General features: G+C 70.5%; 15 protein-coding genes. 9 read left to right on the top strand and 6 right to left on the bottom strand.

Features of this window, described 5'->3' with window-relative positions:
- Positions 1-54 precede the first annotated feature (54 nt).
- The 3 genes from treS (at position 55) to BM140_RS11880 (ending at position 8,143) form a co-directional block, all read left to right on the top strand.
- Entirely contained in the window at positions 55-3,321 is a 3,267-nt protein-coding gene (gene treS / locus BM140_RS11890; protein WP_091946025.1) for a maltose alpha-D-glucosyltransferase, read from the top strand.
- A gap of 136 nt (positions 3,322-3,457) precedes the next feature.
- Positions 3,458-5,812: a 1,4-alpha-glucan branching protein GlgB gene (gene glgB, locus BM140_RS11885; RefSeq protein ID WP_091946022.1), complete on the top strand. Its 2,355-nt coding sequence runs from the start codon at positions 3,458-3,460 to the stop codon at positions 5,810-5,812.
- 168 nt (positions 5,813-5,980) lie between these two features.
- Positions 5,981-8,143, top strand: coding sequence for a molybdopterin-containing oxidoreductase family protein (locus tag BM140_RS11880; protein ID WP_091946020.1), 2,163 nt, complete (start codon positions 5,981-5,983; stop codon positions 8,141-8,143).
- Positions 8,144-8,266: 123 nt separating this feature from the next.
- Here the strand turns inward: BM140_RS11880 and BM140_RS11875 are convergent, their stop codons facing one another.
- Together BM140_RS11875 and BM140_RS11870 are read right to left on the bottom strand one after the other, a co-directional pair.
- Positions 8,267-10,588, bottom strand: coding sequence for a Tex family protein (locus BM140_RS11875; protein ID WP_091946017.1), 2,322 nt, complete (start codon positions 10,586-10,588; stop codon positions 8,267-8,269).
- Positions 10,589-10,662: 74 nt separating this feature from the next.
- Entirely contained in the window at positions 10,663-11,400 is a 738-nt protein-coding gene (locus BM140_RS11870) for a hypothetical protein (RefSeq protein ID WP_091946013.1), read from the bottom strand.
- Between the two features lie 201 nt (positions 11,401-11,601).
- Between BM140_RS11870 and BM140_RS11865 the strand changes: the two genes are divergently transcribed.
- The 6 genes from BM140_RS11865 to BM140_RS11840 all read left to right on the top strand — a co-directional run bounded on the left by BM140_RS11865 (position 11,602) and on the right by BM140_RS11840 (position 18,949).
- Positions 11,602-11,853, top strand: coding sequence for a hypothetical protein (locus BM140_RS11865; protein WP_131803803.1), 252 nt, complete (start codon positions 11,602-11,604; stop codon positions 11,851-11,853).
- The gene (locus tag BM140_RS11860; RefSeq protein WP_091946007.1) at positions 11,850-12,458 is read left to right on the top strand and encodes a TetR/AcrR family transcriptional regulator; all 609 of its coding nucleotides are present in this window, start codon (positions 11,850-11,852) and stop codon (positions 12,456-12,458) included. The genes BM140_RS11865 and BM140_RS11860 overlap by 4 nt, the downstream gene beginning before the upstream one ends.
- Entirely contained in the window at positions 12,455-13,678 is a 1,224-nt protein-coding gene (locus BM140_RS11855; protein ID WP_091946004.1) for an efflux RND transporter periplasmic adaptor subunit, read from the top strand. Before BM140_RS11860 ends, BM140_RS11855 begins: the two co-directional genes overlap by 4 nt.
- A gap of 41 nt (positions 13,679-13,719) precedes the next feature.
- Complete coding sequence (locus BM140_RS11850) at positions 13,720-16,821, top strand: efflux RND transporter permease subunit (RefSeq protein WP_091946001.1); 3,102 nt, start codon at positions 13,720-13,722, stop codon at positions 16,819-16,821.
- Between the two features lie 76 nt (positions 16,822-16,897).
- The gene (locus tag BM140_RS11845) at positions 16,898-18,610 is read left to right on the top strand and encodes an adenylate/guanylate cyclase domain-containing protein (protein WP_165616442.1); all 1,713 of its coding nucleotides are present in this window, start codon (positions 16,898-16,900) and stop codon (positions 18,608-18,610) included.
- A 96-nt stretch (positions 18,611-18,706) separates the two neighbouring features.
- Positions 18,707-18,949, top strand: coding sequence for a hypothetical protein (locus tag BM140_RS11840; protein WP_091945998.1), 243 nt, complete (start codon positions 18,707-18,709; stop codon positions 18,947-18,949).
- A 70-nt stretch (positions 18,950-19,019) separates the two neighbouring features.
- On the opposite strand, the gene rsmD is transcribed toward BM140_RS11840, so the two are convergent.
- From rsmD to BM140_RS11820, 4 genes are all read right to left on the bottom strand, one after another.
- A complete protein-coding gene (gene rsmD, locus BM140_RS11835; RefSeq protein ID WP_091945995.1) occupies positions 19,020-19,583 on the bottom strand; it encodes a 16S rRNA (guanine(966)-N(2))-methyltransferase RsmD in 564 nt (187 codons plus the stop codon).
- A 28-nt stretch (positions 19,584-19,611) separates the two neighbouring features.
- Positions 19,612-21,555, bottom strand: a complete 1,944-nt coding sequence (locus tag BM140_RS11830) for a pseudouridine synthase (protein ID WP_091945992.1) — start codon at positions 21,553-21,555, stop codon at positions 19,612-19,614.
- Positions 21,556-21,655: 100 nt separating this feature from the next.
- The gene (locus tag BM140_RS11825) at positions 21,656-21,832 is read right to left on the bottom strand and encodes a DUF1328 domain-containing protein (RefSeq protein WP_082552349.1); all 177 of its coding nucleotides are present in this window, start codon (positions 21,830-21,832) and stop codon (positions 21,656-21,658) included.
- 189 nt (positions 21,833-22,021) lie between these two features.
- Complete coding sequence (locus BM140_RS11820; RefSeq protein ID WP_091945989.1) at positions 22,022-22,225, bottom strand: CsbD family protein; 204 nt, start codon at positions 22,223-22,225, stop codon at positions 22,022-22,024.
- Positions 22,226-22,249 lie beyond the last annotated feature (24 nt).

Here is a 22,249-nt window from a genome sequence, read left to right as displayed (position 1 = left end):
TCCGGCACCCTGGGGGCCGGCCCCGCACTCGAAGTGACGTGAGGCAGCGACGCGATGATCGATCGCAGCGATCCGCAGTGGTACCGTGACGCCATCATCTACCAGATCCACGTCAAGTCGTTCTTCGACTCGACGAATGACGGGATCGGCGACTTCGAGGGCCTGACCCAGAAGCTCGACTATGTCCGCGATCTCGGGGTCACGGCGATCTGGCTGATGCCGTTCTACCCTTCGCCGCTCCGCGACGACGGCTACGACATCGCCGACTACCGCGACATCAACCCGTCCTACGGGACGATGGAGGATTTTCGCGCGTTCGTGGCCGCCGCCCATGAGCGCGGCCTGCGCGTCATCACCGAGCTCGTCATCAACCACACGAGCGACCAGCACCCCTGGTTCCAGCGCGCCCGCGAGGCGCCGCCCGGCTCGCCGGAGCGGAACTTCTACGTCTGGTCGGACACCGACGAGCCCTATAGCGACACGCGCATCATCTTCCTCGACACGGAAGCCTCGAACTGGACCTGGGACCCGGTCGCCAAGCAGTATTTCTGGCACCGGTTCTACAGCCACCAGCCCGATCTCAACTTCGACAACCCGGCCGTCTTGGAGGCCGTGATCGAGGTGATGCGCTACTGGCTCGACATGGGCGTGGACGGTCTGCGCCTCGACGCGATCCCCTACCTGATCGAGCGCGACGGCACGAACTGCGAGAACCTCGCCGAGACCCACGACGTCATCAAGAAGATCCGCGCGGCGCTCGACGAGAGCTATCCGGACCGGATGCTCCTGGCCGAGGCCAACCAGTGGCCGGAGGAGACCGCGCAGTATTTCGGCGACGGCGACGAATGCCACATGGCGTTCCACTTCCCGCTGATGCCGCGCATGTACATGGCGATCGCCCGCGAGGACCGGCACCCGATCACCGACATCATGCGCCAGACCCCGGAAATCCCGGAGGGCTGCCAGTGGGCCATCTTCCTGCGCAACCACGACGAGCTGACGCTCGAAATGGTGACGGCGGAGGAGCGTGATTATCTCTGGTCGTTCTATGCCGCCGAGCGGCGCGCCCGCATCAATCTCGGCATCCGCCGCCGCCTCGCGCCGCTCCTGGAGAACGACCGGCGCAAGATCGAGCTGATGAAGTCCCTCGTCCTGTCGATGCCCGGCACGCCAGTGCTCTATTACGGCGACGAGATCGGCATGGGCGACAACATCTATCTCGGCGACCGCGACGGCGTTCGCACGCCGATGCAATGGTCGCCCGACCGCAACGGCGGCTTCTCCCGCGCCAACCCGCAGCGCCTGTTCCTGCCCGCGATCCAGGACCCGATCTACGGCTACGACGCGATCAACGTCGAGGCGCAGACCCAGGCGCAGACTTCGCTGCTCAACTGGACGCGGCGCATGATCGCGATCCGCAACAACTCCGTCGCGCTGGGGCGCGGCGCAATCCAGTTCCTGTATCCGACCAACCGCAAGGTGCTGGCGTGGCTGCGCGAGCACGAGGGCGAGCGCATCCTGTGCGTGGCCAACCTCTCCCGCGCGCCCCAAGCCGTGCAGCTCGATCTCTCGGATCTGCGCGGCGCGATTCCCGTCGAGCTGACCGGCGGCAGCCAATTCCCGGCCATCGGCGAGCTGCCCTACCTGCTGACGCTGCCGGCCTACGGCTTCTACTGGTTCTCACTCTCGGCGGCCAATACCGGCGAGATCGGCCCGCAGCCCGCGACCCCGGAGCTGTTCACTCTGGTGCTGACCGGCGGCGTCGAGACCCTGATCAAGGGCCGCGAGCGCACCGCCTTCGAACGCACGGTGGCGCCCGCCTTCATCAACTCGCGCCGCTGGTTCGGCGCGAAGGGCTCGCGCATCAAGGCCGTGCAGGTCGATGACAGCGCCATCGTCAAGGACGCCTCCGGCGAGGGCAAGTTCCTGCTGCCGCGGGTGGCGGTGACGCTCGCCAACGGCGAGCGCCAGGACTACTTCGTGCCGCTCGCCGTCGACGAGGGCCGCGAGGACGAGGCCCTGCTCGACCACGCCGTGGCCCGCGTCCGCCGGGGACCGCGCACAGGGCTGCTCTACGAGGCGGCGGCCGCCGCGCCCTTCGCCATCGCCCTGATCGAGGCGATGCGCGACGGGACGACGATTCCCTCGGAGCGCGGCGAGATCGTCTTCTCGACCACCTCGGCCTACGACCCCGAAGTGCCGTTCGAGGCGGCCGACGTGCGCCGCCTTTCGGCGGAGCAGAGCAACACCTCCATCGCCATCGGCGCCCGGATGATGCTCAAGCTCCTGCGCCGTCTCCAGCCCGGCACCCATCCGGAAATCGAGATCGGCCGCTTCCTCACGGAAGAGGCCCACTTCGCCAACACCCCGGCTCTGCTCGGCGTGGTCGAGCACGTCGCCGAGGACGGCACCCGCACGGCCCTCGCTCTTCTCCAAAAGTTCGTGCTCAACCAGGGCGATGCCTGGACCCTGATGCTGGAGGGACTGCGGCGGGACTTCGACACCGTCGTGCTCGCCCCCGAAAGCGAGGCGCCGACGCCGGAGGAGGCCTTCGCCTCGCACCTGCGCTGGGCGATCCTGCTCGGGCAGCGCACCGCGGAGCTGCACAAGGCCTTCGCGACGCCCACCGAGGATGCGGCCTTCGCGGTCGAGCCGTTCACGGAGGACGATCTCAAGGCGCTCGCCGACGACGCCCGCCATCAGGCCACCCGCGCCTTCCGCGGCCTCGACGCGATCACAGCGTGGTCGCCGGGCTCCGCCGCCGAGGCTTTGGCCTCCCGCCGCGGCGAGGTCGAGGCGCTGATCGCCTCGCTCGCCTCCGGTCCGCTCAGGGGGGCCACCAAGACCCGCATCCACGGCGACTACCATCTCGGCCAGGTGCTGGCCTCGGAGGGCGATCTCATCATCGTCGATTTCGAGGGCGAGCCCTCGCGGCCGGTCGAGCAGCGCCGCGCCAAGTCGACGCCGCTCAGGGATGTCGCCGGGATGCTGCGCTCCTTCGCCTACGGCGCCGAGACCGTGGTGCGCGAGATCGCGGCCCGCTTCGGCGACAGCGAGGAACGGGCCCGCAACGCCTCGATCGCGTGGCGCGGCATGATCGATGCAGCCTTCCTCGACGGCTATGCGCAGGCCGTCGCCGACAGCCCGGCCGCCGTGCAGGACGCCGAAACCCATGACCGCCTGCTGCGCCTGAGCCTGCTGGCGAAAGCGCTCTACGAGGTCGATTACGAGGTCAACAACCGGCCGGATTGGATCGAAATCCCGGCACGGGGGGTTCTCAATATGCTGGACGAGGCCAAGCGCGACCGCGCATCGGCCTGATTCTTTCTTCCCGCGCGGGTCGAGAAGCCCGCGCCGGTCCAGTCCAAGAGAACGCAATCAGGCGACGACGGGACGGAGCGCGGAGCGTTCCGACTCGTTGTCGTATCGAAACGAGCGCATCGAAAGAGGTGACTGGATGACGGCTCTGGACGACAAGGCTACGCCCTCGAACGAGCGCCGCCCGGCCGCCGACGTCCCGAACAGGTCAGGCACGGTCGAGGCGAAAGCGCCCCGGCCGGCGGATTCGCTGGCGGGCGAGGGCGCCGCGCCGCGCGTCGGCCGACCGGTCTCGCAGTCGCCCGACACCCAGCTCTCCCCCGAGGCCGTCGCCGCGGTGATGTCGGCCGATCATGGCGACGCGTTCGGCGTGCTCGGGCCGCATCAGGTCGGCCCCGGCGCCTGGGAAGTCCGCGCGATCCTGCCCGAGGCCAAGGCCGCCAAGCTGCTGACCGGCGGCCAGAGCCTGCCGTTCGAGCGTGTCCATCCGGACGGGTTCTACGTCGCCAGCGTCAAGAGCGACGGACGCCCGCTCTACGAGATCGAGGTCGAGGCCTGGGACGGCACGACCGCGCGCCGCCACGACCCCTACGGCTTCGGCCCTTCGCTGGAGCAGCACGAGATCGACGGCCTGCGCCAGATCGGCAGCAACCTCGTCTATCGCGTCCTCGGCGCCCATCCGGGCACGCTGGACGGCATCGACGGCTTCCGCTTCGCCGTCTGGGCGCCCAACGCCCGCCGCGTCAGCGTGGTCGGCGACTTCAACGAATGGGACGGGCGCCGCCATCCGATGCGCCTGTGGCGCAGCGGCGGCGTGTGGGAGCTGTTCGTGCCCGGCCTCGCCGCCGGCCAGAACTACAAGTTCGAGATCCGCGGGCCCGACGGCGCCTTGCAGCCGCTCAAGGCCGACCCGGTCGCCTTCCGCGCCCAGCACCCGCCGCAGACGGCCTCCGTGCTCCACGGCCTCGGCGAGCCCGCTTGGCACGACAAATCCTGGATGGAGGCCCGCGGCAAGGGCGACCCCCGGCATGCCGCGATGTCGGTCTACGAGGTCCATCTCGGCTCGTGGGCGCGCGTGCCCGACGAGGGCAACCGCTACCTCACCTACAAGCAGCTGTCCGAGCGCCTGATCCCCTACGTCAAGGATCTCGGCTTCACCCATATCGAGCTTCTGCCGATCACCGAGTACCCGTTCGACGGCTCCTGGGGCTATCAGCCGGTCTCGCTGTTCGCGCCGACCAGTCGCTTCGGTACGCCGGAGGAGTTCTGCGCCTTCGTCAACGCGGCCCACGAAGCCGGCATCGGTGTGCTGCTCGACTGGGTGCCGGGCCACTTCCCCCTCGACGCCCACGGCTTCGGCCTGTTCGACGGCACGCATCTCTACGAGCATGCCGACCCGCGCCAGGGCTTCCACCAGGATTGGGGCACCTACATCTACAATTTCGGTCGCGAGGAGGTCTCGGCCTTCCTCACCGCCAACGCCCGGTTCTGGCTGGAGCACTACCATCTCGATGGGCTCCGCGTGGATGCGGTGGCCTCGATGCTCTACCTCGACTATTCGCGTCGCGCCGGCGAGTGGATCCCGAACCAGTACGGCGGCAACGAGAACCTCGACGCCATCAACTTCCTGCGCAAGACCAACGAGGCGACCTACAGCCACGCGCCCGGCACCATCACGGTGGCGGAAGAGTCGACCTCATGGCCCGGCGTCTCGCACCCGACCTATACCGGCGGCCTCGGTTTCGGCTTCAAGTGGAACATGGGGTGGATGCACGACACCCTGAAGTTCATGTCCGAGGACCCGATCCATCGGCGCTACCACCACCACAACCTGACCTTCGGGCTGCTCTACGCCTTCTCGGAAAACTTCGTGCTGCCGCTCTCCCACGACGAGGTCGTGCACGGGAAGGGCTCGCTACTCGGCAAGATGCCCGGCGACCGCTGGCAGAAATTCGCGAACCTGCGCGCCTATTTCGGCTTCATGTGGGGGCATCCGGGCAAGAAGCTGCTCTTCATGGGCGGCGAGTTCGGCCAGGAGCGCGAGTGGAACCACAACCAGTCGCTCGACTGGCACCTCTTGGAGGACAAGCTCCACGGCGGCGTGAAGGACCTGATCCGCGACCTCAACCACGTCTATACGTCGACGCCCGCACTCTACGCCCGCGACGTCGAGCCCGGCGGCTTCCAGTGGCTGGTGGCCGACGACCAGGACAACTCGGTCATCGCCTGGGCCCGCAAGGGCAAGACCGAAGGCGAGGTCGTCATCGTCGTCTCGAACTTCACCCCCGTGCCCCGCGAGGGCTACCGCGTCGGCGTGCCGACGGGCGGCTACTACCGCGAGGCGATCAACTCCGACGCCGAGCGCTACGGCGGCTCCAATGTCGGCAACATGGGCGGCGTCCAGTCGGAAGCCGAGGCGAGCCACGGCCAGCCGCATTCGCTGAGCCTGACCCTGCCGCCGCTGGCGACGCTGATTCTGGTGCGCGAGGGCTGAGCCGGCTCCCTCCGGGACCGCGGCGTCGCGGTCCCGATCCACGTCAACGTGCTGTATCGTACCGACGCCGAATGACGATTTTGAATTATTCTTAGATTGAGGCATGCTGCCTCCAGCCATCGAAGCCCGGCCCATCGAACGAGGCCCCGGCTCGAGCGCGGAGGAACCATGAACGAGATCGTCAAGCCGGACTCCCTGATCGTCGCCGAGGCCGAGAGCCTGACGGAAACGTTCTTCGGCGGCTGCCCGCACGATTGCCCCGACACCTGCTCGATGCTGTTCGACGTGAAGGACGGACAGCTCCAGGGCGTGCGCGGCAACCCGGATCATCCGATGACCCGCGGCGGCCTCTGCGTGAAGCTGAAGGATTACGAGAAGCGCCACTACCATCCCGACCGGCTGCTCTACCCGATGAAGCGGGTCGGCCCGAAGGGCTCGAAAGCGTTCGAGCGCATCAGCTGGGACGAGGCGCTCGACACCATCGTCACGCGCTGGAAGGACATCATCGACCGTCACGGTCCGCAGGCCATCGCGCCCTATAGCTATCTCGGCAACCAGGGCCTCGTGCACGGGCTGAACGGCGGCGACGCCTTCTTCAACCGCATGGGCGCCACCGTCACCGAGCGCACCTTCTGCGGCGAAGGCTCCTGCACCGCGTGGCTCCTCACGGTCGGCCCGACCGCGGGCCTGGACCCCGACAGCTACATCCACTCCAAGTACATCGTCATCTGGGCCTGCAACTCGGTCAGCACCAATCTGCACCACTGGGCGATCGTGAAGGACGCGCAGAAGAAGGGCGCCAAGGTCGTCGTGATCGACACCTACGCCTCGCGCACCGCCAAGGCCGCCGACTGGCACATCGCGCCGAAGCCCGGCACCGACGGCGCGCTCGCCATGGCGCTGATCAACTCGATCATCGAGCAGGGCCTTGTCGATCAGGACTATGTCGACAACTACACGGTCGGCTTCGAGGAGCTGAAGGAGCGGGCCAGCACCCGCACGCCCGAATGGGCCGCCGAGATCACCGGCGTGCCGGCCGAGGACATCCGCAAGCTCGCCCGCGAGATGGCAACCGAGCAGCCGGTGGGCATCCGCATCGGCGTGGCGCTGGAGCGGCATTACGGCGGCGGCCAGACGATCCGGGCGGTCGCCTGCATCCCGGCGCTCACGGGCGCGTGGCGCCATGTCGGCGGCGGCATCACCCAGTTCGGCGTGTGGGAGCACCCCTACAAGTTCGACGTCATCTGCCGCCCGGACCTGATTCCGGAGGGCACCCGCGTCGTCTCGAACCTGCAGATCGGCCGGGCACTCACCGGCGAGATGCAACTCGATCCGCCCATCATGTCGATGATGTGCTGGAACTCGAACCCGGTCACGCAGGCGCCCGAGACCGACAAGATCGTCGAGGGGCTGATGCGCGAGGACCTGTTCATGGTCTCGGCCGAGCACTTCATCTCCGACACCGCCTCCTACGCCGACATCCTGCTGCCGGCGACCATGGGCGCGGAGATGGAGGACATGATCCTGTCCTGGGGCCACCTCTACCTCACCTACAACACCAAATGCGCCGAGGCGCCGGGCGAGGCGATCCCGAACAACGAGATCTTCCGCCGGCTCGCCGCCCGGCTCGGCTACGAGGAAGAGAACTTCAAGTGGACCGACTCGGAGTGCCTGGAGCACTACGTCGATTGGTCGTCGCCGGCCTGCGAGGGCATCGACCTCGCCTACATGCGCGAACACGGCTTCGCCCGCCTGAAGGTCGGCACGCCCGACGACCGCGCGCCGCATAAGGAGGGCAACTTCCCGACGCCCACCGGCAAGTGCATGTTCAAGGTCGAGGGCGCCACGAACTTCGTCGCCCCCCCGTTCCGGCAGATGTACGAGGGCTTCCAGCCCGGCGAGGCGCTCGACCCGCTGCCCGACTACCTCGGCCCGCGCGAGTCCCACACGAACGATCCGGAACTCGCCAAGCGCTTCCCGCTCAACATCGTCTCGCCGAAGAGCCACTACTTCCTGAACTCCTGCTACGCCAACATGGAGGACAAGCAGAAGGGCCAGGGCGAGCAGTTCGTGATGATCAACCAAGCCGACGCCGACGCCCGCGGCATCCGCAACGGCGACCGGGTCCAGGTCGGCAACGACCGCGGCGCCTTCAAGGGCGTGGCGCGCATCACCGACGACGTGAACCCCGGCATCGTGGTGGCGACGCTGGGCTACTGGCGCCAGCTCAACGAGGGCACGGTCAACAGCATCTCGTCGGGCGCCTTCACCGACATGGGCCACGCGCCGTCGTTCTCGGACAATCTGGTCGAGGTCTCGCGCTCGAACTGACGGGCGCCTCTCCTCCCCCTTGCGGGGAGGAGAGGGAGGGGGGCGGGCAGAAGGCACCGGAGCGGTTCCTCCTGAACCACCCCCACCCCGAACCTCTCCCCGCAAGGGGGAGGGGACGTGCCTTCATCGTCCCGACGGCTGCCCCTTGGCTCTGCGAAACGCATCCGCCAGCGCCCCACCGCGCTCAGGCTGCGCCGCTGGCTTCTGCGCCACAGGAACCGGCCGCGGCCCCGCGCTCCTTACCGCGACCGGCGTCCCATCGACCGGATCGTCGAGCCGCATCGACAACCCGATGCGCTTGCGCGGCACGTCCACCGACAGCACCAGCACCCGCACGACGTCGCCCGCCTTCACCACCTCGGACGGTGCGGCGATGCGGCGGCGGGCCATGGCCGAGATGTGCACCAGCCCGTCCTGATGGACGCCGACATCGACGAAGGCGCCGAAGGCCGCGACGTTGGTAACGACGCCCTCCAGCTGCATCCCCGGCTTGAGGTCGGAGATCTTTTCGACCCCCTCCTGAAAGCTCGCGGTCTTGAAGGCGGGGCGCGGATCGCGGCCGGGCTTTTCCAGCTCCTTGAGGATGTCGCGCACGGTCGGCACGCCGAAGCGCTCGTCGGCGAAGCGCTCAGGGGAAAGCCCGCCCAGCACCGCCGCATTGCCGATCAGCACTTTGATGTCGCTCTTCGTCGCTTCGAGAATACGGCGCACCACCGGATAGGCCTCCGGGTGGACGCCGGAGCGGTCGAGCGGGTCGGCCCCGTCGGGGATGCGCAGGAAGCCCGCGGCCAGCTCGAAGGTCTTGGGGCCGAGGCCCGGCACTTTCTTGAGCGTCGCGCGGGTGCGGAACGGGCCGTTGCCGTCGCGGAAGGCCACGATCTTGTTGGCCACCGATTCGCTCAAGCCCGAGACCTGCGCCAGCAGCGGCACGGAGGCGGTGTTCACATCGACGCCGACCGCGTTCACCGCGTCCTCGACCACGCCGTCGAGGGAGCGTGACAGCTTCTGCTCGCCGATATCGTGCTGGTACTGGCCGACGCCGATGGATTTCGGGTCGATCTTCACGAGTTCGGCCAGAGGATCCTGAAGCCGCCGCGCGATCGAGACGGCGCCGCGATGCGACACGTCGAGATCGGGCAACTCCTTCGAGGCGATGGCGGACGCGGAGTAGACCGAGGCGCCCGCCTCCGAGACCATCACCTTGGCGAGACTCAGATCGGGGTTGGCCGAAATGATCTCGGCGGCGAGCCGATCGGTCTCGCGCGAGGCGGTGCCGTTGCCGACCGCAATCAGCTCGACACCGTGTCGGCGGCAGAGCTTTCCGAGGGAGGCCACCGCCTCGTTCCAGCGCCGCTGCGGCTCGTGCGGGTAGGTGGTCTCGACGGCGAGCACCTTGCCGGTGGCGTCCACCACGGCCGCCTTCACGCCGTTGCGGTAGCCCGGATCGAGCCCGAGGGTGGCCCGCCCGCCCGCGGGGGCAGCCAGCAGCAGGTCCTTGAGGTTGCCGGCAAACACCTTCACGGCGGCGTCCTCGGCTCGCTCGAACAGGCGGGTGCGCAGGTCCGTCTTGATGCCGGTGCGGATCTTGGTGCGCCATGCGACCCGCACGGTCTCGATGAGCCACGCATCGGCCGGACGCCCGCGGGCCGAGACGGCGTGGCGGCGGCACACCGCGAGCTCGAACGGGCCGGGCAGGCCGGAGGGCGAATCCTCTCCGTCCGCCGAAAGCCCGATCTCCAACACCTCCTCGGCCTCGCCGCGAAACAGCGCCAGCACCCGGTGCGAGGGCATCTTTTCGAGGCGCTCGCGCCAGTCGAAATAGTCCGCGAATTTCTGGCCCGTCGCCTCCTTGCCCTTGCGCACGCGTGAGACCGCCTCGCCGGTGCGCCAGAAATCCTCGCGCAGGCGCCCGATCAGGTCGGCATCCTCGGCGAATCGCTCGATCAGGATGGCCCGCGCCCCTTCCAGGGCGGCTTCAGCGGTTTCGATGCCCTTGTCGGCCGCGACATAGCCTTGCGCCGCCCGCTCCGGATGCGTCTCGGGCTTGGCGAGCAGGGTTTCGGCGAGCGGCGTGAGGCCGGCTTCGCGGGCGGTCTGCGCCTTGGAGCGACGCTTGGGGCGGAACGGCAGGTAGATGTCCTCCAGCCGCGCCTTGGTCTCGGCGCCCGCGATGGCCGCCGACAGCTCCGGCGTCAGCTTGCCCTGCGCCCGGATGCTCTCGGTGATGGCGGTGCGGCGCTCGGCGAGGTCGCGCAGGTAGCCGAGGCGCTCGGCGAGCGTGCGCAGCTGCGCGTCGTCGAGGGAGCCCGTCGCCTCCTTGCGGTAGCGGGCGACGAAGGGGACCGTGTAGCCGCCGTCGAGCAGCTCGACCGCCGCCGCGACCTGCCCCTCGCGAACGCCGAGTTCCTCGGCGATGAGCCCGTTCACGGTCTTCGTCACGGCCATCGAGCGGTCTCCATCGTGGGCGGCAGGGGGCACGGGGATAAAGCGGCCGCCGCGAGACGCAAGGCGGGACGATGTCAGGGCAGGTCGTCGTCCGGCGCGGCGATCAGCGCCTCCCGGCGCAGGGCGGCGCGCTCGTCCGCCTCCTCGCGGGATTTCAAAAGATGGCCGGCGCGGTTGACGACCTGGAGATTCGGCGCGCCCCAATAGCCGAGCAGGAACGGCCAGGGCAGATCGCGCTCCTCGCGCCAGACCCGGTAGAGCGGCAGGCGGTGATCGACCTCCGACCCGCGCAGCAGGCGCTTGCCCGAGACGGCGCAGCGGTGGCGCTGTCGCGCCTTCAACTCTTTGAGATGATCGCTCGGCGCGCACCAGAACTCCCAGGCGATCACGCAGGCCGCGTGCCAGCCGGCCCGCTTGCTTGGGGCGCCGTCGCCCGCCAGATCGCGGTGCCAGCCGAAGCGGAAGACCGGCCCGCCGCAGATGCGGCAGGCGCCGGGGCCGGGGGCGTGGGCATCCTCGCGGAAGGGGGCAGGCGGCACCCGGAAGCTCGCGGGCCGGCCCTCGCCGCCGCCGACCTGCCACGTCCAGCCCTCCGGCGCGCCGGTGCGGGCGGCGAGCGCGCGGGCGAGGCGGTCGGCCCGCAGCACGTGATGGCGCCAGTAGCTCGCCACCGCCCGGCTCGGCGTCGGCGGGATCAGCGGACGCGTCAGCGCGTGATGCAGCACGTGCGCGGGAAAGCCCGGCCGCAGGGATTTTTCCAGCCGCGCCCGAGCCGCCGCGTTACGGCTCTCGCGCCATTCCGATGTCGCCATCGCAGCGGCCTAACCCGGCCGGAGCCCCGCATGAAAGGGGAGGGCGGCCCGGCACCGGGCGGTCGCCGCCGGCCGTCGCTTCCGGGCCACAGGCGAGCCGGATCGTGCCGCCCCGCACGCCCGATCCAGGGGATGAGAATGAACGTTCATTGACATGAGAATGAACGTTCACTATCAACCTTCGCAGCGTAGGAGGTGCCCGTGAGCGTCACTCTCGATCGTCGTTGGGACAAGTCCGCCTCCCGCCCGAGCCGGCTTCAGCTCCGGGTGCTGCGCGTCGCCCAGGAGATCTGCACGCCGGCCAACCTCGCCCTCTGCCTCGTCGTGGCGCTGGCGTGGCTCGCGCTGGTCGGCTGGACCGGAGCGGGGGAGAAAGGCTGGCAAGCCCGGCTCTGCGCCGACCTCGACGGTCAGCCCCGTGCGTGTGCCGTGCTGCCGGGAGCCGCCTCGTGAGCGCGAGCGCCGCGGTCCAGACCCGGATCGAGCCGACCTCGGCGCAAGCCGTGCGGCGGGCCCACATTCTCGACGCGGCGGAAGCCTGCTTCGTGCGCAACGGCTTCCACCGCACGACGATGCAGGACCTCGCCCGCGAGGCGGCGATGAGTCCCGGCAACATCTACCGCTATTTCGATTCGAAGGAGGCGGTCGTCCTCGGGCTGGCCGAGCGCGACCGCGAGCGCGGCGCCGTGCTGGTCGAGATGCTGGAGCGCAGCGGCGACCGCCGCAGCGTCCTCACCGGCATCCTGGCCGCCTACTTCACCGAGATGACCCGCGGCGCCGCGATCCTGCGCCTCGATCTCTGGGCCGAGGCGACCCGCAACCCGGCCATCGGCGCGATGATCGAGCGGGGTGATGCCGAAGGCCGTACGTGGCTGATCGAGACCTTCTCCGCCATCGCGCCGGCCTGCGACGCCGCCGGCCTGTTCGCGGCGGTCGCCCCCCTGATGAAGGGGATCATCGTCGATCGCGCCTTGAACCCCGATTACGACCCAGGCCCGGCCGTCAGGCAGATGCTCGCCCTGATCGATGCGGGCCTCTCGCACAAGGCCGCCGCATGAGCGCCGCCCGCCGCCTGTTCCTCTTCGCCGCCGCGGGACTCGCCATCGCGGCAGCCCCCGCGGTGCGCGCCGAGACGGCGCCGGCCGTCACCCCGCGGGCACCCGCCGTCAGCGTGGTCGAGGCCGCGCGCCGCGAGATCGTCGAGAGCGTCGTCTTCACCGGCACGCTGGTGCCCCGCGACGAAATCCTCGTCTCGCCTGAGATCGACGGCTACCGCATCGTCGAGCTGCTGGTGGAGGAGGGCGCCCGCGTCGCCAAGGGTCAGGTGCTCGCCCGCCTCAACCGCGACCTGATCGACCGCCAGCTCGCCCAGCAGGCGGCCTTGGTCGAGAAGGCCAGGGCGGCCGTCCCGCAGGCGCAGTCGAGCATCGAGCAGGCCGAGGCCGCCGAGACCGAAGCCCGCCTCGCGTTCGAGCGCGCGAAGTCGCTGATGCAGACCGGCAACGCCACGGCGGTGGTGATGGAGAGCCGTACCGCGGCGCTCCGCCAGGCCGAGGGCAAGCTGACGTTTGCCCGCAACGGCCTCTCCATCGCCAAGGCCGACCTCGCCCAGGCGCAGGCCGTGAAAGCGGAACTCGAACTGCGCCTCGCCCGCACCGAAATCCGCGCCCCGGAGGCTGGCATCGTCAGCCGCCGCACGGCCCGCGTCGGCATGGCGGCGTCCTCCGCGGCTGAGCCGCTGTTCCGCCTGATCGCCCGCGGCGAGATCGAGCTGGAGGGCGAAGTCATCGAAACCAAGCTGCCGCTGCTGCGGGAGGGCGCGCCGGCCTTCATCGAGATCGGCGAGGGCGAGCGCGTGTCAGGCTCCGTCCGCGTGGTCTATCCGGAGGTCGATCGGGCGAGCCGGCTCGGCAAGGTGCGCGTGCGCCTTGATCCCGATCCGCGGCTTCGCATCGGCACCTTCGTGCGCGGCGCGGTCGAACTCGCCCGCACCCGCGGCGTCACCGTGCCCCAGGCCTCCGTCCTCTACGGCGGCGGAAAGCGCAGCTCCGTCCTCGTCGTCGCCGACGACAAGGTCGAGTCGCGCGAGGTCCGCACCGGCCTGTCCGACGACGACGACATCGAGATCCGCACCGGGCTGAACGAGGGCGAGCGCGTCGTCGCCCGCGCCGGCAGTTTCTTGAGGGATGGGGACAAGGTCCGTCCGGTCTCCGTCGCGGCACGGGCTCCGGCGGTCGCCGTCACACCGTCGCCGCAGACCACCGCGGACGCGCGCTGAGGCGCGTCCGCCTGTTCCGAAGAAATTGAGCGGGCCGCCCGATGCGCCTGAACGTCTCGGCTTACGCGATCCGCAACCCGATCGCGCCCCTCGTCCTGTTCCTCGTGCTGATCGTGCTCGGCCTCGTCAGCTTCCGGGGCCTGGCCGTCACGCGCATGCCGAACATCGACGTGCCGATCGTCTCGGTCACGATCACGCAGGGCGGCGCCGCGCCCTCCGAGCTGCAGACCCAAGTCACGAAATGGGTCGAGGACTCCATCGCGGGCGTGCGCGGGGTCAAGCACATCACCTCGGCGATCACGGAAGGCTCCTCCGTCACCACGGTCGAGTTTCGGCTCGAGGTGAACACCGACCGCGCCGTCAACGACGTGAAGGATGCGATCTCGAAGATCCGCATCAACCTGCCGCGCACCATCGACGAGCCGGTGATCCAGCGAGTCGAGATCACCGGCCTGCCGATCCTGATCTACGGCGTCACCGCGCCGGCCATGACCCCGGCCGAACTCTCGTGGTTCGTCGAGGACAAGGTCGCCCGCACGCTCCAGGGGGTGAAGGGCGTCGGCGGCGTCGAGCGCGTCGGCGGCGTGGCGCGCGAGATCCGCATCACGCCCCAGCCCGACCGGCTGCTCGCGCTCGGCATCACCGCGGCGGAGGTGAACCGGCAGGTGCGGGCCACCTCCGTCGACATGGCGGGCGGGCGCGGCGAGATCGGCGGGCGCGAGCAGTCGATCCGGACGCTGGCCGCCGCGCGCACCATCCGCGACCTCAAGGCCACCACCATCGTCCTGCCCGGCGGGCGCAAGGTGCGGCTCGACGACCTCGCCACGGTGGAGGACGGCATCGAGGAGGCGCGCACCTTCGCCCGTTTCAACGGCGCGCCGGTCGTCGCCTTCTCGGTCTCCCGCGGCTCGGGCGCGAGCGACGCAGAAGTGGCCAAGGGCGTCGAGCAGAAAATCGCGGAGTTCCGCGAGGGCTATCCCGACATCCGCTTCGAGACGATCGATTCCTCCGTCGCGGCGACCATCGGCAGCTACGATTCGGCCATGCACACCCTGATCGAGGGGGCGCTCCTCGCCGTGGTCGTGGTGTTCCTGTTCCTCCGCGACTGGCGCGCCACGCTGATCGCGGCCATCGCCCTGCCGCTCTCGGTCTTCCCGACCTTCTGGGCGATGGATGCGCTCGGCTTCACCCTCAACGGCATCAGCCTGCTCGCCATCACGCTGGTCACCGGCATCCTGGTCGACGACGCCATCGTCGAGATCGAGAACATCGTCCGCCACATGCGGCTCGGTAAATCGCCCTACCGCGCGGCACTCGAGGGCGCCGACGAGATCGGTCTCGCGGTCATCGCCATCACGGCGACGCTGATCGCAGTGTTCGCCCCCGTGTCGTTCATGGGCGGCATCGCCGGGCGCTACTTCATGCAGTTCGGCCTGACCATCGCGGTCTCGGTGTTCATGTCGCTCTTGGTGGCGCGCCTCATCACGCCGCTGCTCGCCGCCTATTTCCTGCGCGACCACGGCCATGCCGAGGAGAAGGAAGGGCCGGTGATGCGCGCCTACGGCCGGCTCGTCGGCTGGTCGGTGCGGCACAAGTGGATCACCCTGTTCGTCGGGCTCGCCCTGTTCTTCGGCTCGCTCGCCTCCACCAAGCTCCTGCCCTCGGGCTTCATTCCCAAGCAGGACAACGCCCGCACCCTGTTCATGATCGAGCTGGCACCGGGCGCACGCCTGCCCGACACCATCGCGGTCGCCGACCGGGTGGTGGAGCGCATCCGGGCGCTGCCCGAGGTCACGTCCGTCTTCGTGGACGGTGGGCGTCAGGCCGGGGGCAAGAAGGAGACGCGGCTCGCCACCCTCATCGTCAACCTCAAGCCGAAGAACCAGCGCGTGAAGCGCCAGTGGACGCTGGAGACCGAGATCGCGGGCCTGCTGGCCGACGAGCCCGACATCCGCTCGTGGACGCTGCGCGACAACGGGCAGCGCGATCTGGCGCTAGTCGTCGGCGGCCCCGATGTCGCGGTCGTGAGCGAGGTCGCGGCCAACCTCCAGCGCGACATGGCGGCGATCCCGCACCTCGTCTCGGTGATGTCCACCGCGCCGCTCAACCGCACGGAGGTGCGCATCCGCCCGAAACCGGGTGCGGCGGCCGATCTCGGCGTCTCGACCGATACCATCGCCGAGACGGTGCGGGTCGGCACCATCGGCGACATCGGCCTGAATCTGGCCAAGTTCAACGCCGCCGACCGGCAGGTGCCGATCCGGGTGCAGCTGCCCGAGAGCGCCCGCGGCGCGGTGGCGCGGCTCGAAAACCTCAAGGTCCCGGCCAAGAACGGCACCGCCGTGCCGCTTGCCGCGGTGGCCGACATCGAACTCGACCAGGGCCCGGGCGCGATCGAGCGCTACGACCGCGTCGTGCGTGTCGCGGTCGAGGCCAACCTGGAGGGCTCGGACGCGTTGGGCTCGCTGATCGAGCAGGCATTGAACACGCCGACCGCCAAGAACCTGCCGCCGGGCGTGACGATCCGCCAGACCGGCGACGCCGAGATCATGCAGGAGGTGTTTTCCGGCTTCCTCATGGCGATGGGCGCCGGGATCATGATGGTCTACGCGGTGCTGGTGCTGCTGTTCGGCAACTTTCTCCAGCCGCTCACCATCCTGTTCTCGCTGCCGCTCTCCATCGGCGGGGCGATCCTCGGCCTCCTGATCTTCAAAATGCCGATCTCGATGCCCGTCGTCATCGGCATCCTGATGCTGATGGGGCTGGTGACGAAGAACGCCATCATGCTGGTGGACTTCGCGGTCGAGGAGATGCGGGCGGGCGTGGACCGCGTCTCGGCCATCGTCGATGCCGGCCGCAAGCGGGCGCGGCCCATCGTCATGACCACCATCGCCATGGCGGCCGGCATGGTGCCCTCGGCCATGGCGCTCGGCATCGGCGGCGAGTTCCGGGCGCCGATGGCGGTGGCGGTGATTGCCGGGCTCATCGTCTCGACGCTGCTCTCGCTGGTGTTCGTGCCGGCGGTGTTCCTGCTGATGGACAGTTTCGGGACTCTGCTCGGGCGCTTCCTCGGCCGCTTCGTCGGCCCGGGGGACGAGGCGCCGTCCCACGCGCACGCCGTCGCCCCGCATCCGGGGGAATGACGACCCGCGCAACGCCCCTCGCGCAGGTCGGCCGGTCGTGGCAGACGGACAGAAGCGGGTAGGGGAGTTTTTCATCGTGGGGCAGGCGGCGCAGGCGACGGGCGGGCGCCCCTGGGCGCGGGCACGCCCGACCCTGCGGCAGCTGCGCCTCGCCAGCGGCCTCGTGCTGTTCGCCTACGTGCTCAGCCATCTGCTCTGCCACGCGCTGGGGAACGTCTCGCTCGGCGCGCTCCATGCGGGCCTGAAGGTGAAGGTCGCGCTGTGGCGCAACCCGGCGGCGCTGGTCCTGCTCTACGGCGCGCTCGCCGCCCATCTCGCCCTCGGCCTGCACGCCCTCTACCAGCGGCGTCTGTTTCGGCTGCGGCCGGGCGAGACGGCGCAGCTCCTGCTCGGGCTCGCGGTGCCGCTGCTGCTGCTCGACCACGTCGTCGGCACGCGGGTCGCCTGGAGCGCCGAGGGGCTGGAGCGGAGCTATCCGCAGGTGCTCTGGGTGTTCTGGGTCGCGAGCCCGACGGGCACCGGCGTCTCGCTGACGCTGGGGCTGCTGGCCGCGTGGCTGCACGGCTGCCTCGGCCTGCATTTCTGGCTCCGGCTCAAACCCGCCTATCCGCGCCTCGCCCCCTGGCTGCTCGCTGGCGCCGTGCTGGTGCCGGTGCTGGCGCTGCTCGGCACGGTGCAGGGTGGGCGCGCCGTGGCGCTCGCCGCCGCCGACCCGGCCTGGCGCGAGCGGGTGTTCGATGCCCGGCGCATCGGCGATGCCGCGCAGATCGCGCGGCTCGACGCCATCCGGCGCGGACTGGTCGGTGGCTATCTCGGCGCACTCGTCCTCGTCCTGCTGGCGCGCGGCCTGCGCACGCTCCTGGAAGTCCGCGGCGGCCTCGTGCGGATCGGCTATCCCGACGGGCGGGTGGTGCGGGTACCGCGCGGCGCCAGCGTCTTGGAGGCGAGCCGCCGGGGCCGCATTCCCCATGCCAGCATCTGCGGCGGGCGCGGGCGCTGCTCGACCTGCCGCATCCGCGTTGTGGACGGCGAGCGCGGGCGCTTCCTGCCCCAGCCGGAACGAACCGAGCGCGCGGTTCTGGACCGCATCGGCGCGAGCCCCGGCATTCGCCTCGCCTGCCAACTCCGGCCCGACCGCGACCTGACCGTGGCGCCGCTGTTCACGCCCCACAGGAAGGGATTGTCCGCCGGCCCGTCGGATCGGGCAGGGACCGGCGAGGAGCGCTTCGTCGTGGTGCTGTTCGCGGATCTGCGCGGCTCCACCCGGCTCGCCGAGGAGCGGCTCGCCTACGACACGGTCTTCGTCATCAACCGCTTCCTCGGCGCCGTCGGCCACGCGGTGCGGGCGCAGGGCGGCAGCGTCAACCGCCATCTCGGCGACGGCCTGATGGCCCTGTTCGGCCTCGACGGCGACCCGGCCAAGGCTGCCCGCGCGGCTTTGGCCGCCGTCGAGGCCATCGGGCAGGAAGTCGAGCAACTGAACCGGATGCTCGCCGCCGATCTCGGCGAGCGCCTGCGCTACGGGCTGGGCCTGCATGCCGGCTCGGCCATCGTCGGCGAACTCGGCGACGAGGCCGACGCCCGCTTCACCGCGCTCGGCGACACGGTCAACGTCGCGGCCCGGCTCGAAGCGCTGACGAAGCCGATGGGACAGGTCGCCATCGTGTCCGAGGCGGTCTACCGCGCGGCGGGAATCGAGCCGGGGGCGTTGACCGAGCTGAGGCTGACGGGCCGGGCGCAGCCGTTGCGGGCGCGGCTGATCGGGGCGGGCGGTCCGGCCTCCCCGTAACGCTTCACAAAACGCCCCTTCGGGCGCGGGAGGATTCGGAACGGTTGAGGTTCCCTCGTCGTTGAGACCGCAGTTTCGACCCTCTCGGAGGATGATATGAGAAAAGCTCTTCTCGCTGCCGCCGCCCTGACGCTGGCCGGCCTCACCGGTGCCAGCGCCCAGACCACCGTGATCGAGCGCGACGCGCCGGATCGGGTCGTGGTCGATCGCCCGGCCACCACCTCCTCCACCACGGTCGAGCGCCGCGAGAGCACCTCCACCGGCTGCTCCAGCAAGACCGTGACGAAGGAGAACGATGTCGGCGACCGCAAGACGGTCACCAAGGAATCGTGCGACTGATCCCTTTCGGGGCTTTCGCAGCCCTGAAACGAAAGAACCCGCCGCGGTCCCCGCGGCGGGTTCTTTCGTTTCAGGGGGCCGCCGCCCCGAACCGCGCGAAGGTCACCACGGTCTCGCCGTAGGCCCGCCGCTCCAGCTCCGAAAAGCCCTCGGGCAGGACCGGGCCGGCGCTGGCCACCTCCTCGACGAGGACGAGGGCGTCGGCCGCAAGCCAGCCCCCCTTGGCGGCGGACGCGAGGGCGGCGGGAGCGAGGTTCTTGCCGTAGGGCGGATCGCAGAAGACCAGCGTCGCGGGCGGATCGGCGGCCGGGCCGAGGCGGGTCGCGTCGCGGCGGACCAGCCGGGCACGATCGCCGCACGCGAGCGCCGCGATCGTGTCGCGGATCAGGCCGCCGGCCTCCCGGCCGTCATCGACGAGAAGCGCGGAGGCGGCCCCCCGCGACAGGGCCTCGAAGGCGAGCGCGCCGGTGCCGGCGAACAGGTCGAGGACCGTCGCGCCCTCGACCGCGTCGTCGTAGGCGTGGGCCAGGACGTTGAACAGGGCCTCGCGCAGGCGGTCGGAGGTCGGGCGGATGCCCTCGCCCTTCGGCCCGGCGAGCCGCCGCCCGCGCCACGCCCCACCGACGATCCTCACGGGGCCTCAGCCGCTGCGGCCGGTCGCATCAGGCGCCGCCGCGCGGCGGACGCCCACCGCCGCGGGATCCGCCGGGCTTGCCACCGGGTCGGCCGCCCGCGCCGCCGGGACGGGACCCGCCGGGCCGCCCGCCCCCCGGCTTGAACCCGCCGCCCGGACGGCCACCGCCGCCACCGGCCTTGAAGCCGCCCTTGAACTCACCTCTGGCACCGTCGCGGGCCTCGCCCTGGCGCGCGCCGCCCTTGAAGCCGGGCTTGCCGCCGAAGGATTTGCCCCCGGCGGGCTTGTCGCCGAACGACTTGTTGCCGAACGACTTGCCGCCGGCCTTGAAGCCGCCGCGCTCGGGCCGGCCTTCCGGACGCCCTTCGCCGCGCGGGGCGCGGGCCGGACGCTCGCCGTCACCCGCATGATCGGGCCGCGGGCGGTCGCGCGGCGGGCCGCGACGCTCCGGGGCGGCCCCGTCGAAGGACCGCTCGCGGCGGGGTGCGCCCTCGCTGCGCTCACGGAACGGACGGCCCTCGCCCTCGGTCCGGCGCTCGCGCAGCGGGCCCCGGCGCTCGGAAGCGCCGTCCTCGTCGCGGCGGCGGGGCCGGGCATCGCCCGAAGGCGCCCGGCGCGGCCCGGCCGAACGCGCGTCGCCGCGCTCCTGACCGTACCCTTGGCCGCGCTCCGGACGGTCCTCCCGCGGCCGACGCTCTTGACGCTCCTGCCGCTCGCCCCCCTCCTCGTGGTTGCGGAAGCGGACGCGGCGATGCGGCTCGGGGGCCGGGACCTCGGGCGAGGGCTGAAGCCGCTCCACCAGAACCCGGCGCTCGCCGACCGCCTGGATGGCGCCGACGCGCTCGCGGCCGCGCTCGGCCGCCGCCGCGCGGGCGGCCTTGGGGTCGCCGCCCCGGCGCGGCACCTTCGAGGCGCGGGGCCGATCCTCGTCGTCGGCCCGCCAGACCGTGGGCGAGGCGGTGCGCTGCGGCTTGGCGGGCGCCCGCGCGGCGGCACGCGGGGCGGCGGCGGGCCGGGCCGGATCACGCGGCGGACGAGCGCTCGCAATGCGCGCCCGCGAAGCGGGGCGCTCGTCGTCCTGCGCCGCGCGGGCGGCACCCTTGGCGGCCTTTTTGGGGCTGCCGAACGGGGCGATCGCCTCGCGCACCGGGCTCTCGAAATCGACCCCGGCCTCCTCGGCCAGAGTCTTGCCGAGCTGTTCCTTCAGCACCTTGGTGCGGATTTCCTCGACGAGGCCGACTTCGAGGTCGCCGAGCTGGAACGGCCCGAACGAGAGCCGGATCAGACGGTTCACCGAGAGGCCGAGATGTTCGAGGATGCGCTTGACCTCGCGGTTCTTGCCCTCGCGCAGGCCCAGCGTCAGCCAGACGTTGTCGCCCTGGGCCCGGTCGAGCGTCGCCTCGACGGGGCCGTACTCCATCCCGTCGACGGTCACGCCCTTCTTCAGCTTGTCGAGATCGGCCTGGTTCACGTCGCCGAAGGCGCGCACGCGGTAGCGGCGCAGCCAGCCGGTGTCGGGATGCGCGATCACCTTGGCGAGACCGCCGTCGTTGGTGAGCAGCAGCAGCCCTTCGGTGTTGATGTCGAGCCGGCCGATGGCGACGACGCGGGGCAGGTCGTCGGGCAGACCGTCGAACACGGTGGCGCGCCCTTCCGGGTCGCGCGCCGTGGTGACGACGCCGCGGGGCTTGTGCAGGATCCACAGACGGGTGCGCTCGCGGGCCGGCAGCGGCTCGCCGTCGACGGTGATGCGGTCGGCATCGGTCACGTTGATCGCGGGCGAGGTCAGCACCTGCCCGTTCAGGGTGACGCGGCCGGCCTCGATCAGGGCCTCCGCGTCACGGCGCGAGGCGATGCCGGCCCGCGCGATGGCCTTGGCGATGCGCTCGCCTTCCGGCGTGGCGGCGGCTTGCTCGGGCGCGACGGCTTCTTCCGCGGGCGCGGCTTGGGTGGGGTCGTTGTTGTCGGTCATCCCGGCCCCTTAGCAGAGCGAGGGGCCGGGCAAAAGGAAAAGGCGGCCCGAAGGCCGCCTCTCCGCATCGGGCCGCGAGGCCCGAGCCGTCAGGGTGTCGTCACAGCCGCGGTGAGCGACCGCGCACGGCGCCCATCACCGCCGAGATCAGGAACAGCGCGATGGCGACGAAGAAGACGATCTTCGCCGCTTCCATCGCGGTGCCGGCGATGCCGCCGAAGCCGAGCAGAGCGGCGACCAGAGCGACGACGAGGAAGGTGACTGCCCAACCGATCATGGTGTCCTCCTAGAGGGGTCCGTATCTGGCTTGGAGAATTGCCAAGCTGCCCGGTTCGTTCCGTCCATGGACCATAAAACGTGTTCGGGGCGAAACGGTTCGCCGGGCGGCGGGCCTTGAAGCCCTCGCCCGGCGAGGAAAGGATCAGGGCCGTCGCTCGAAGCCGCGTGAGCGGGGACGGTGAACCGATCAGATCTTGCCTTTGATCTTGTCGGCGGTGTCGTGGGCGGCCTGCTTGGCGTCGCCCTTGAGCTGCTGGCCCTCGCCCTTGACCTCCTGAGCCTTGCCCTCCGCCTGGAGACGCTCGTTGTCGGTGGCCTTGCCGATGCCCTGCTTGACGTTGCCCGCGGCCTCGTTGGCGAGGCCCTTGATCTTGTCGACGGTGCTGCTCATGGCGCGTCTCCCGGCCCGGACCCG

The sequence above is a fragment of the Methylorubrum salsuginis genome (assembly GCF_900114375.1).
GTDB classification, from domain to species: domain Bacteria; phylum Pseudomonadota; class Alphaproteobacteria; order Rhizobiales; family Beijerinckiaceae; genus Methylobacterium; species Methylobacterium salsuginis.
Note: the sequence above shows the minus strand (reverse complement) of the source record. Positions and strands in the feature narration are given on the sequence as shown.